Origin of the sequence: Arcticibacter tournemirensis (genome assembly GCF_006716645.1) — a bacterium.
Classification (GTDB): Bacteria; Bacteroidota; Bacteroidia; order Sphingobacteriales; family Sphingobacteriaceae; genus Arcticibacter; species Arcticibacter tournemirensis.
Genome location: NZ_VFPL01000001.1, coordinates 4812853 through 4826419, shown reverse-complemented (window position 1 = coordinate 4826419; position 13567 = coordinate 4812853). Strand labels below are relative to the sequence as shown.

Below are 13567 nucleotides of genomic sequence, written 5' to 3'. Positions count from 1 at the left end.
CAGGTATTCTAATGAAAATAAAAGGTTTAAGATGGTATATTATCCTGTTAATTGGGCTGGCAACGGTTATCAATTATATTGACAGGAGTGCCATAAATATTATGTGGCCTTATATATACCATGAATTTGGTATAGCAGAGGTTGATAGTAAAAGTACGCTCGCGTTAATCACCACGTTCTTTATGATCGCTTACGCCCTTGGCCAGACGTTTACGGGCAAGCTGATGGATTCTATCGGCACAAGGCTGGGGATGGCGATATCCATCGCCGGATGGAGTATATCGATAGCATTGCATGCCCTTGCCCGGACACTCTTCTCCTTTAATATCTTCAGGTTTTTCCTTGGATTTTTTGAGGCGGGAAACTGGCCTGGAGCGACTAAGAGCAATGCGGAATGGTTTCCGGCGAAGGAACGGGCCATAGCACAGGGTATTTTCGGTGCAGGCGCGTCTCTTGGTTCGGTAATCTCGGCGCCTATTATCGCCTTGTTGTTCATTGCCTTTGGATGGAAAGCTACTTTTTTTCTGATCGGCGCATTTGGCATACTTTGGGTTATCCCGTGGCTATATATAAATAAAGCCAATCCCGATAAGCATCCCTGGATTACGGATGAAGAAAAAGAACATATTCTTTCATGCGAAGTGGCCGCGCCCGATGCCGCTTTAAATGCTCCTGTACTTACCTGGACAGAACTTCTCAAGTTTAAAAGTACGTGGGGCATCATATTAGGACGTTTTTTTATCGACCCGGTATGGTGGTTATTCGTCACATGGCTTCCAACTTTTTTGAAAGAACAGTTTCTGTTCGATATAAAACAAATAGGGGCATTCACATGGGTGCCTTACCTTTTCGCTGCGGTTGGAAGTTTAAGCGGGGGCTTTTATTCGTCGAGATTGATTAAGAACGGGATGGAGCCTGAGAAGGCGAGGAAAAGCGCAATCACCATAGGATGTGTACTGATGCTTACCGCACTGCTGGCCATCCTGTTTTATCTCAGTTCTCTTAAAGATCACCCAATGCTGGCGATGTGTCTTATCGGTGTTACCCTGTTTGGGTTTCAATTCCTGATAGGTAATCTTCAAACCCTACCCAGCGATTACTACAATGGTAAAAATGTAGGTACAGTAGCTGGCATGGGTGGCACTGCTGCTGTGGTAGGTACACTCTTTACTACCTGGGCAGTTCCGGTAATTACACAGACAAGCTACGTTTCTTTCTTCGTGCTGGCCGCGGTGCTGGTGCCGGTTACCTGGCTGTCTGTCAAGTTTATGAGTTCAAAAAAAATAAATTAATATATCATACAATGCGTTTAAAAAATAAAGTAGCAGTAGTTACAGGCGGTGCGAGAGATATCGGCCGTGCTGTATCATGCGAATTAGCCCGTCAGGGTGCTAAAGTGGTTATAAACTATTTTGATCAGGAAGAGAAAGCGGTTGAAACTCTTGAGATGATTAAGAGCGAAGGTGGTGAGGCTATCCTGGTTTATGGCGACATGACTAAAGCCGCCGATGCCAATGTGTTGGCTGCAAAAGCAAGAGAAGCCTTTGGTGATGAAATTCACGTGCTGGTAAATGTTGCCGGGGGACTTGTTGGCCGAAAGAAACTGGTTGAAATGGAAGAAGAGTTCTGGGATTTCCTTATGGATCTCAACCTTAAGTCGGTATTTCTGGTAAGTAAGGCTATCGTTCCTTTTATGCCGGCCGGTTCTTCAATCGTCAACTTTTCTTCTTTGGCAGCACGTGATGGCGGCGGCCCTGGAGCAAGCGCCTACGCTACAGCAAAGGGTGCAGTTATGACTTATACCCGTTCGCTGGCAAAAGAGCTTGGGCCACAGGGCATCCGCGTAAATGCGCTGGCGCCGGGCGTTATCGCAACCACGTTCCACGATATTCACAGCACGCCTCAAATAAGGGCAAATATTTGTAATGCAACTGCATTACGCCGCGAAGGCACTGCTCAGGAAGTTGCTGATCTGGTTGCTTATCTGGCATCAGATGAATCGAGCTTCTTAAGCGGAACCAATATTGATATTAACGGAGGATTGGCGTTCTCTTAAATAATTAATGCCTGCGTATTCTGTTGCGCAGGCATTATTCGCTGACGCGAATAGAATAAGAACAGATAGACCGTAAAGAAGAGTCTTAAGCAGGCATAACCAGCCATTAACCAATAGCCATTAAACGACATATAAAGATATAATCTGAATAGGGAAGCTATTGTCAGAAGATGTGATATCTAATTCAGCGACCCTTCAGAACAGAGGCTTCGACAGTATACGAAAGAAAATATAAGTTATTCATAACCAATAAACTGAATTAAATATGATTCAACAAAAACTATTGAAAATGTGCAGGAGCGGGAGCGCTGCTGCCGTTTTTGGAGTTATTCTTCTTTGGAGCTTCAGTTCCTTCGCCCAGAACATAAGCGTTTCGGGGACGGTAACAGATGCTAAAGGAGAGACACTTCCGGGAGTAAGTGTATTGGTAAAAGGTACCCGGATTGGGACCTCAACCGATATCAAGGGAAAATATACACTGAAAGGGGTGCCTGCAGAAGGTACGCTTGTGTTTAGCTTTATGGGATATAAACCGCGTGAGATAGCAGTAAAAAGCCGGAGGACGATAGACGCCGGCCTGGAGGAAGATGTGAAATCGCTGGATGAAGTGGTGGTTGTTGGGTATGGTACTGTAAGGAAATCGCATTTAACAGGGTCGGTCACCAAATTAAAGAACGAAAACCTTGATGAGATTCCAACTTCGCGGCTAGATAATGCCCTCATCGGTAAGATGGCCGGAGTGTCAGTGCAGAATACTACTTCAGAGGCCGGGGCTGCGCCAACAGTCAGAGTCAGGGGACTGAGCTCTATCAGCGCTAATTCTTCGCCCCTCATAGTCGTGGATGGGCATCCGGTACCCGACGGACTTGCATTTGTTAATCCCTACGATGTTGAATCCATAGAAGTGCTTAAAGATGCTGCCTCTTCGGCAATCTACGGCTCGAGGGGCGCAAATGGCGTAATTATTATCACGACCAAGAAAGGTACCGCAAACAAACCTCGTTATGCCGTGAAAAGCTATTATGGATTTAAGGATACTTATAAACTTAATCCGATAATGTCGATCACTGAGTATACCAAACTGCTATATTCTGAAGCTGATTTGAGACGCAACGACGCCAGCGTGAACCCTGCCGACTTTGATGATTATAACGATATCACACCCAACGAAAGAGCTGCTTATATTCTTGAGAACCAGATAGCAGGAGCTTCAACCGACTGGCAGGACGAAGCTTTGCACAGTGCCGGAATCTATAATGTACAATTAAATGCCTCGGGTGGGAATAAGGACCTTCGTTACTATGTATCAGGTAATGTACAAAGGGACCAGGGGATCATGAAGTTCAGCGAAAACAATAAGGGGAATTTTAAAGTAAAGCTTGACGCGAATCTGAGTAAGAAAATAAGTCTTTCAGTAAACCTTAATCCAACGTATTCTAATCTTGAGCGCCCTGGCGCAAACTTTACTGATTACTATCGTACCTATTCTTTCCTTCCTGTAAGACATTCGGACTTTACAGCGGCGTTTGTTAATCAGAACCCTCAATGGGCTTCTGTAAGGCCAGGTGATTGGGCTCAGGCTCGTCATTTTGCAAATATGTATTATTCGGGGTATATGCCTGACGGGTCTTACTGGACGAGCAACGAAACGCTTATTCCATGGGGTACAAGTAATAACAGCCCATTGTCTATAGCTTCGCGTATCAGCCGGAGCTCTAAAAATTATAGGGTAATGGGAGGAGGTGATATCTCCTATAATATAGTGAAGGGGCTTACATTTAAGACGGCCTTTAGTGGCTACTATAATAATCGCGAAGATTTAACACTCACAAGGAGTAATGCAAAAAGTGATGGCGACGTAAGTTCGGGCGAGCAGTATACAAACAAGACAATCGACCTGCTTTGGGAAAATACCCTTAATTACAGCAGACAAGTTGGAAATCATAACTTTACCGGTTTGCTGGGATATACTGTACAGAAGACTACGAGTGATGCGTCTAACATTCTGGCAAGAAATTTCCCGACAGATGACTTCGAAACATTGAGCCAGGCTGCACAGATTGATCAGGCAGGAACTTATACCAACAGAATTCCTACTGGGCTGGTTTCTTACCTTGGACGTATCACTTACGATTACAAAGGCCGGTATCTCTTTTCTACCAGTCTGAGAACTGACGGTAGTACCTATTTCAAAAAGCCAAATCAGTGGGGATGGTTCCCTTCTGTGTCCGCCGGGTGGAGAGTAAACACTGAGCCTTTTATGAAGGGCACTTCAAACTGGCTAAGCAATCTCAAACTTAGAGCCAGTTACGGAGCCACGGGAAATAACCGCATTCAGGATTTTGCCTATGAAAATCTCCTTTATCCCGGAAATTATTCTTTCGGAGGAGGCACGGGTACCTTGAATCTTGGTTTGGCTCCTAATGGTGATGTTCTTGCTAATCCATATATCACATGGGAACGCACATTCGAGCTAAATACAGGACTCGATCTTGGCTTGTTTAAAGATCGCCTAAGTCTTTCGATGGAACTATACCGCTCCGAAACCGACCGTCTTCTATTTCAACAAGGGACGATGTCGTTCAGCGGGTCGAACACTTTCTGGAATAATGCTGGCAAAGTGCGCAATACCGGGGTTGAAATCGACTTAACCTCTAATAATATCAGTTCAAAAAAATTCCAGTGGAGCACTAACCTCAATCTTGCTGCAAACAGCAACAAGCTTATGCAACTGGGGGGCGAGCCTTTCCAATACACTTATGGAGAAAGAAATGAAGTGTATGCGGCGATAGTTGGTAAACCCTCTATCCAGTTTTTCGGATATAAGACAGACGGGGTATGGATGTCGAAGGCAGAGGTAGATGAGGCAAAAAATGCAGGTCAGACCGCCGTTATACAGAATTATTATACGCCGGGCGGGATTAAAGTGAAAGATATTAACGGAGACAACCGGATAGACGAAAACGACAGGACTACTTTAGGAACACCTTTTCCGGATTTCACCTGGGGTATTACCAATAGCATGAAGTATAAAGGCTTTGATCTTAGTTTCCTTATACAAGGGGTGCAGGGCGGCAATATGATAAACGGCGATGCTTTTTATACCGAAACCAAAAGACTTAACAGCAACTATACAAAAAACCGCTGGATTAGTCCGGCGAATCCCGGAGACGGAAAGACTCCCTACAATAACGTCGGGGGAGATTGGATGCTCACAGATTATGTAATGGAAAATGCTTCTTATGCTTCATTAAGAAATGTGATTATAGGATATACCTTCCCTGCTAAGTTAATCGGGAAGGTAAAGATCAACACCTTAAGAGTATATGCTTCAGGTGATAATCTCGTGTTTATAACGGGTGATTCATACCGCGGGATAAATCCCGAAGCGAGAGTTACATCTAATCAATATGCGTCACCGTTAACATCCGGTTATCAGCGGGGAGCTTTTCCCGTGACGCGCACTTTTACTTTCGGTATTGATTTTACTTTTTAAAGAATGACCACCATGAAAAGTTTAAAATATATAATCATCTCCGCAATGGTGATAGCCGGCGGAATGACATCGTGTAACAAAGTGCTGGATGTAGAACCTATTTCGAATGTTGGTACGGATAACTTCTATCGCAACGCAGCAGAGGTTCAAACGGCACTAACTGGTTGTTACAACGGTTTACACGAACCGTTGGTTACCGAATGGATGCTTACAGAGCAACGAACCGATAACTCGCGGCAGAATTCGCCCACCAGCACTGCAGTTCAAAGGCTGGAATTGAATGCATTCGATATGTATACCCAAAGCTCGCAACATCAGCAGATATATAATTACTGGATTAGTGTTTATCTTAATATCCGCAGCATTAACTATGTGTTACAAAGTCTTGGCGTAACTTATGAGAATGGTCAGGTTGTTTTTGGCAATGGCACAGCTGTGTTAACCGATGCGGAGAGAGCTGATCTTGCAGGGCAGGCCTTATTTCTGCGTGCCTATCATTATTTCAATCTGGTAAGATTATTTGGGGATGTTTTCGTAGTTACCAAACCTGTAATACCGCAGGAAGCTAAGCAGCTGGGGCGGTCGCCGGTGGCTGATGTTTATAAGCTGATTGTTGCTGACCTTAACGCGGCTAAGGATAACTTGTCGCAAACATCTTACGGATCGATAGCTTCTCAAAACGTTGGAAAAGCAAACGCATGGGCCGCAAAAGCTCTTCTTGCGAAAGTGTATCTTACCCTTGATCAGGCCGGGAGTGCCCTGCCTCTTCTGAACGATGTGATCAATAACAGTGGATATGGCCTTGAAAGTTCTTACGGCAGGGTGTTTTCGATAGATAATGAGATGAATAAAGAGATCCTTTTTGCTGTACGCTTTAAGGCGGGAGGATTGGGACTAGGCAACTTTATGGCGAATACATTTGCTCCAAACAGCAGCGGAAACGCTGTCGTTAATGGAGACGGTCTTGGATACAACACGCCGACAGATAACCTTTCGGGCGCCTATATCACACCCACCACAGGAGCTTCAGATCAGCGCAAAGCAGTCAACATTAATACCTATTCTGGCCGACCTTATATTCAGAAGTTTATGTCGGCAGTTCAGGTAGAAAATGACGCGGAGAACGACTTTCCCGTGATCCGCTTTGCCGATGTGCTTTTAATGAAAGCTGAAGCTATTGGATATGATGGCCCTGCAGGTGAGTCGGTATCGCTGATTAATAAAATAAGAGAAAGGGCGGGTGCTATAGACTATGATGGCGGCGATTTCAGTAAGATCTTTTATAAGTATGCTGCCGACGGAAGTTTCTCAGTTCAGAGTGAACAAGCGTTTTGGAATAACCTTTTGCATGAGAGAAGGCTTGAACTGGCATTTGAGAATCAACGATTTTTCGACCTGGTAAGAACAGATAAGCTTCTGGGAACTATCGGTAATTATTTTGAAAGCGAGTATCAGGTTCATTACCGTCGATATAGGCCAGCTATTACAGTTGATGCTTTGAAAGCCAATCTTACGGCAGAAAAGACACTGCTGCCGATACCTCAAAGAGAAATAGATACAAACGATCAGCAGCGTATTCCACAGAATCCGGGTTATTAAAATATTCAGTTATGAAAATCACATTGAAACCGTTAATCGGGATATTAATGCTTGTTACAAGCCTCATATCCTGTAAGAAAGATGACTCTGGCCCGTCTACGGGGGCACTTACGGCTAAAGATCTTATTTACAATCTTGCCACAAAGAACTTTAACCCGGATACGGCATTAACAGCAGAAGTGACATCTTCAGGCGCCGTTAACATCGTTTATTGTTATCTCGTTCGCAGTAATGTTCAGGATTCCCTGATCTTTATAGGTAAGCCTGATCAGAAGGACGCAAAGGATTATACATTTCATATCTCTGCTTCAAAACTTCCGTTTAGCAGTATTAAGAAGGTAAGGGGGGTAAAAGTTATGGTGAAGCAGGATGATAATAGCTCATACGAAGGCTTTGTCAAGATTGATATTTACGATCCGTCGAAACCGTTTCTTACCGACTTTCCGGTAAGCCTTTCCCCTGACCTTAACGGGGGAACTACTGCAATTACCGGAAAAATTACGTCAGAAAGCGGAATAGCCAAGGTGGATGTCTACGATGATTATCAAACAGAAGGTACATTTGCCCTGGTAGAAAGTATCCCACTTTCGGGGAGTAAAGATTACAATGTAAATTTTGCGTACACATACCGTAAGGCAGCCCAGCATATTAAAGTAAGCGCTACCGATATTTTCGGACAGGTAATGGAAACAGTAATTGATATGCCGGTTGATATCAATAACTTCAAACCTAAGTTTGCGGATTTTCCTGCAACTGTTACCCCTGATGTGAGCGGCGGGACAACAAACGTAACAGGGAAGATAACCTCCATTACAGGACTTGCCAAGGTCGAAGTCTATGATGATTTTGAAGGAAGCTACACTTTGGTTCAAAGTATTGCTGACCTCAATAACTCAAAAGACTATGCTTTTAGCTATAATTATTTGTTCAGGAAGCGCGCAAAGAACCTAAGAATAGTTGCTACAGATTCAGATAACCTGCCTTCAGAGATTATCATTCCCCTAAATGTTACTTATTTAACCGAGGTATACAGAGATGTAGTGATGTCGTCACAAACGGCTGAAACGCCGGGAAGCTTTTTCGATGTTTCTACCGGTGCGGTGTTCGGGAATTGCGCTGTAAGCGGGAATGAGAGTAAACTTGATTTTCTGATCTATAGTAGTACAGTCGGCGTACTTTCTTTTTATAGTCCTACTAATACCAGTTCTGCTGCTTCAAATTATAAATGCAGCGGGGTTAGTTGGGTGCCGGTAACTGCAAATTTAAAAGCCACAAGGTTCAGAGTACTGGTGCCGACTACGGCAGGGAACACTGTTGCCGATAACATATATGCTTTATATAACGCTGGTAATATTGATAATCTGGACGATAACCTGTTTACGGGAATTAGCGTACCGGGCAGCAGCTCTACGAAATATGACGCTGTTGCAGCGCCCGCATCCAATATATTTAATGTTACCTCTGCGTATCTTTTATGGCTCCGCATACCACAGGCAAATGGCTCCAGTAAAAACTGTCTTTTGAGGGTAAAGGAGGTGAATATAAACGCAACGACGCCGGGCTTGTCGACTATCAAATTTGATATCATCGTTCAGAAGTAAGAGCCGGTTCGGGTAAAAAAATTAGATCCAGGTTAATTATGTTAGAAGGAGAGAGGTATCAAAACTTAATTATAATGAGAGTATTTATTGTTGTTGTGTGTTTGGCCTTATATATAAAGTGTATTGCTCAGCCAATCACCGTTAAAGACCCTGCAGCGCTTAAAAACGTTGTATCTGCAGCGAAGCCAGGCGATGTAATCATACTGGCTAATGGCGAATGGAAAGATGCCAGGTTAGTGCTGCAAGGCAGGGGAACGGAGAGAAGGCCGATTTTAGTGCGGCCGCAAACCCCTGGCGGTGTCAGGCTTACCGGCAGTTCAACATTGGACATTGCGGGAGAATACCTTGTTGTGAAGGATCTTCATTTTACAAACGGTACAGCCCGGAAAAACGATGTTATTAATTTCAGGCTGAATAACGATAATCTTGCAAACCATTGTCGCATTACTGGTTTTGTAATTGATAATTACAGTCAGCCCGACCGTTTTGCAAATGATAACTGGGTGGTGCTCTGGGGTAAAAATAACCGTGTGGACCATTGTACTTTCGTGAACAAGATGAATATGGGTCCTACGCTCATTGTTGAGTTAAACGACGAGCGCAGCCAGGAGAACTATCATAGTATAGACAGTAACTACTTTAAAGGCAGGCAACGGTTGGGTTCAAACGGAGGTGAAACCATGAGGATTGGCGTTTCTAAATATTCGCTTACTCCTTCGCGGACGCGAGTTGTGAGTAACTATTTTGTGCGCTGTAACGGGGAAGTAGAAATCGTATCTGTTAAATCAGGCGAAAACCAGGTTAGCTTCAACACTTTCTTCGAGTGCGAGGGAAGCGTGGTACTCAGACACGGGAGCAGAAATATAGTTGAAGGGAATCTGTTCCTAGGGAATAAAAAGCCTTTTACCGGAGGCGTAAGGGTGATTAATCCCGGGCATCAGGTTTTTAATAATGTGTTCCGGGATCTGGAAGGTGATGATTTCAGAGCTGCCCTGTCTGTGATGAATGGGGTGCCTAATTCCCTTATTAACCGCTATTACCAGGTCAAAGATGCAGATATTCATCACAATACCTATATTAATTGCAGCAGTATACTCTTTGGTGCCGGGAAAGATGCAGAGCGGACACTTGCTCCCGAAAATGTACGATTCAGGAATAACCTGATAGTGGCTCCGCGCGATACCATATATAAAGACAATAACGGGGGGACTGGTATCCTGTTTATGAATAATGCTGTCGCGCAAGCTAAAATGAAGAGTTTGCCTGCGGGCTTTAAACCGGTGTCTGTTAAAATTGCCCGAATAAAATCTATGGATCTGCCTCTTCCTGTGGCCGACGCAGGAGCTAATACACAGAAGCTGCCGCTGCTTAAACTGCAGGCCGCAGGGGCTTCATGGTGGAAACCTTCGGAAACGCAAACCGGGGTTCGGAATAAAAGAATCATAGTCCCGCTCATGAACAGCACTAAATTAGCCGGGATTGTTGCTTCGGCTGCTGCGGGCGACACAATAGAACTTTCGGAAGCTGGAAATTATAAAATTACGGAAGAACTGCGTATTTCAAAGGCTCTGTTGATCACAGCCGCGAAAGGGACTGGTTCCAGGCCTCTGCTACAAAATGCATCAGAGAAAAATCTCACCGCTTTTATGGTTATTGAAGATGGTGCTGACCTGTCGGTGAAGGGTATCGCCTTTGCAGGGAGTACCGAAGGATTTGGTGATGTCGGCGCCGGTATTATAACTTCGGCTAAGCCGATGGTTCGGCACTACAAGCTGAGTGTCGATAATTGCGAGTTTTATGATTTTAACGAGAGCTCCTTTGCCGGAATTAAGGCTTTAAAAAGCACTTATGCCGACAGTATTCTTGTTGTTAATTCTATGTTCAGAAATATTTCGGGCAGCGGTATCGACCTGGCAGCGGAAAAGGACGATAAAGGGACTTATAATGCTGAATATACAATTATTAAGAACTGCATTTTTACCAATATCCTTGGCTCTGCCCTTAACCTGTACCGTGGCGGCAATGATGAAAGTACGTTGGGCCCTTTTCTGGTAGTAGATCATTGTACCTTTAATGAGGTGGATAACCGCGAGCAGGGAGCTGTATTACGACTTTTAGGTGTTCAGAGCGCAAGTATTACAAATTCTATCTTTTCTTTTAGCGGTCAGGGCGGTCGTTCTGTACAGTTCCAGGAGTCGCGTTATGATCATCTTAAAGTCGACTTTTGTAATCTTTACCAGTCGGGCCGGATACAATCTTTTTACGGAAGACTTACCGGTCGAAACATCTATCAGTTAGATCCGCAGTTTGAAGACCGGCAAAACCGGAACTTTTCGCTGAAAGCCGGTTCTGAGCTGATAAACAAGTCCTCCTCGGGAGGAATACTTGGTGCGATGGTAATCAAGCCCGGAAAGCTGGTATTAAATTAAAAACTCGATGAAGATGAACATAATATTATCCATATTCTTTTTTATCCTGACAGCCTGCTCAAAGAAAGAAAGCGCTGCGTCTGGTCCGGTAAATACACTGCCGGGCAAAAATGAAAGTACACCTTCAGACACGCCGGGAGTTTACCCTGCAAAGGTACTCGATCTGACAAACTGGAAACTTACCCTGCCCGTCAATACGGATCATGCAGGAAACCCCGATGAGATAAAACAGCCTGAACTGAACACGTATTCGAGTGCTGATTACTTTCATGTGAACAAGGGGGGAGATGGCGTGGTTTTTCGTGCGCAAACCGGAGGGGCTACAACGAGCGGATCCAACTTCCCGCGGTCAGAGCTCAGAGAGATGCTAAACAATGGGAAGACATCGGCTGCATGGTCGTCGTCTGAAGGTACGCATACCTTATTCATAGACCAGCGTGTTACCCATCTTCCCGATGTAAGGAAACACATTGTGATCGGCCAGATCCATGATGCCGATAAATATGTGATCTTTTTCAGGCTCGAAGACCGGAAACTGCTTGTATCTGTGAACGGCGGAAGCAGGATAACGCTTGACGATAATTATCAATTAGGAACGCGGTTTAGCGTTAAATTTGTCGTCGCTAATGATAAGACGCAATGCTATTACAACGAAAAGCTCAAATATACATTTGAAGGACATTTTACAGATGCCTATTTTAAAGCAGGCGCATATGTACAGTCTTCTTGTCAGGGCGCGAAAAAGGTTGCGGGCGAATCGTGTACGGCTTATGGCGAAGTAGAGATCTTTAACGTGTGGACGAAACACGAGTAAGGAATTTTTGTAATATTCCGTAATTTAGCTCCGAATAATACCTTATCCTTATGTTTAAGTATTTGACGGAGTTTTTTAGCTTCACCCGGAAAGAGCTGAATGGCCTTCTGGTGTTTTGCATGCTGCTGCTCATCGTGTTATTAGTCCCGCTGGCGGCCTCCTGGTTCCGTTCTCAGGAGACGTATGATTTCAGCCGGTTCAAGAAGGAAATAGCCGAATTCAGGGCATCAGAAATAAAGCGCTCCGGGCATAACTATCATAAAGATTATGAGGATGTTGAAGCCTTAGCGAAAGCTCCTGTTTATTTCAGGTTTAATCCCAATCAGCTCCCTGAAGCCGACTGGCAGAAATTGGGGTTAAGCAAAAAACAGATCAGGGTTATTAAGAATTACGAGGCAAAAGGTGGTAAGTTTTGGAAGAAGGAGGACCTGAAGAGAATTTATTCCATTGACGCCCTCATGTACAGCAAGCTTGAACCTTACATTAATATTCCTGAAGAATATCATGCGTATGGCCGGGTTACTGAAGAAGGCGGCGGTGCCCGGAAATATTTCAAAAATATTGCGGTGGTAGTTGACCTCAATTCCGCCGATTCGGCAACGTTGCAAACTGTAAGGGGAATAGGACCGGTTCTGGCTTCACGGATCGTAAGATACCGCGACAGGCTGGGAGGGTTTTGCCGGAAGGAACAGCTTAGAGAGGTTTATGGTATAGATTCAGTCAGGTATAGTTCTCTGGAGGGGCAAATAATAGTGAACTCCGGCCCGGTAAGGAAATTGAATTTTAACACCGCTACCTTCGACGAAATAAAGGGTTATCCGTATTTGAGCTATAAACAGATGAACGCTATTATTCAATACCGCAAGCAACATGGGCCCTACAGCGGAATAAATGATCTTAAAAAAATAGCCATCCTAAACGAGGAAATTTTGCGTAAAATTGCGCCTTATTTAATTTTCTGATGATTAGTGAGAGACTGAAATCTGTAATCCGCGACATTCCTGATTTCCCTAAACCGGGAATAATCTTTAAGGACGTTACGCCCATTTTTAAAGATGCTCAACTTTGTACAGAAGTGATCGAGGCATTTGTTGAACAATTAAAAGGTACGAAGGTTGACGTTGTCGCCGGCATTGAAAGCCGTGGCTTCCTTTTCGGTCTGATGTTAGCTAACAAGCTGGGGGTTCCCTTTATTCCTGTGCGTAAGCCGGGAAAACTTCCATTTACGATCGTGAAAAAATCATATGAGCTGGAATACGGTTCTGCATCCATAGAGATTCATACCGACGCATTTGAACCCGGGAGCCACGTTCTGATACATGACGACCTGCTGGCTACAGGTGGTACAGCGCAGGCTGCCGCCCACCTGGTAACTGAACTCGGTGGTGTTGTTGCAGGCTTTGCCTTTGTGATTGGACTGGATTTTCTTAATGGTAGAAAGTCGCTTGATACGTTTTCTGAGAATATAGTGAGTCTCACCTCTTTTTAGGTATACCTGCAATTTCCTTGTAATTAGTACCTGGGCGGTTTTATTCGGATGAATGTTGGGGTAGTAGTGGGCTTTGGGAGACT

Annotated in this window: 9 protein-coding genes; all 9 read left to right on the top strand. The window is 44.4% G+C overall.

Annotation, left to right across the window (positions count from 1 at the left end):
* Positions 1-11: 11 nt before the first annotated feature.
* The 9 genes from BDE36_RS20100 (at position 12) to BDE36_RS20060 (ending at position 13484) form a co-directional block, all read left to right on the top strand.
* A complete protein-coding gene (locus tag BDE36_RS20100) occupies positions 12-1292 on the top strand; it encodes an MFS transporter (protein WP_128768580.1) in 1281 nt (426 codons plus the stop codon).
* 11 nt (positions 1293-1303) lie between these two features.
* Positions 1304-2056: an SDR family NAD(P)-dependent oxidoreductase gene (locus BDE36_RS20095; protein ID WP_141816266.1), complete on the top strand. Its 753-nt coding sequence runs from the start codon at positions 1304-1306 to the stop codon at positions 2054-2056.
* 265 nt (positions 2057-2321) lie between these two features.
* Positions 2322-5552 (top strand): SusC/RagA family TonB-linked outer membrane protein, encoded by a 3231-nt coding sequence (locus tag BDE36_RS20090; RefSeq protein ID WP_235904360.1) that lies wholly within the window; start codon positions 2322-2324, stop codon positions 5550-5552.
* Between the two features lie 12 nt (positions 5553-5564).
* A complete protein-coding gene (locus BDE36_RS20085; RefSeq protein ID WP_141816265.1) occupies positions 5565-7151 on the top strand; it encodes a RagB/SusD family nutrient uptake outer membrane protein in 1587 nt (528 codons plus the stop codon).
* A gap of 11 nt (positions 7152-7162) precedes the next feature.
* The gene (locus BDE36_RS20080; RefSeq protein ID WP_141816264.1) at positions 7163-8752 is read left to right on the top strand and encodes a hypothetical protein; all 1590 of its coding nucleotides are present in this window, start codon (positions 7163-7165) and stop codon (positions 8750-8752) included.
* Positions 8753-8826: 74 nt separating this feature from the next.
* Positions 8827-11181 (top strand): polysaccharide lyase 6 family protein, encoded by a 2355-nt coding sequence (locus tag BDE36_RS20075; protein ID WP_141816263.1) that lies wholly within the window; start codon positions 8827-8829, stop codon positions 11179-11181.
* A 13-nt stretch (positions 11182-11194) separates the two neighbouring features.
* Complete coding sequence (locus BDE36_RS20070) at positions 11195-11995, top strand: polysaccharide lyase family 7 protein (RefSeq protein WP_141816262.1); 801 nt, start codon at positions 11195-11197, stop codon at positions 11993-11995.
* 50 nt (positions 11996-12045) lie between these two features.
* On the top strand, positions 12046-12957 hold the full coding sequence (locus BDE36_RS20065) for a ComEA family DNA-binding protein (RefSeq protein WP_141816261.1): 912 nt from the start codon (positions 12046-12048) through the stop codon (positions 12955-12957).
* Positions 12957-13484: an adenine phosphoribosyltransferase gene (locus tag BDE36_RS20060; protein WP_128768573.1), complete on the top strand. Its 528-nt coding sequence runs from the start codon at positions 12957-12959 to the stop codon at positions 13482-13484. Before BDE36_RS20065 ends, BDE36_RS20060 begins: the two co-directional genes overlap by 1 nt.
* The last annotated feature ends 83 nt before the right edge of the window (positions 13485-13567 follow it).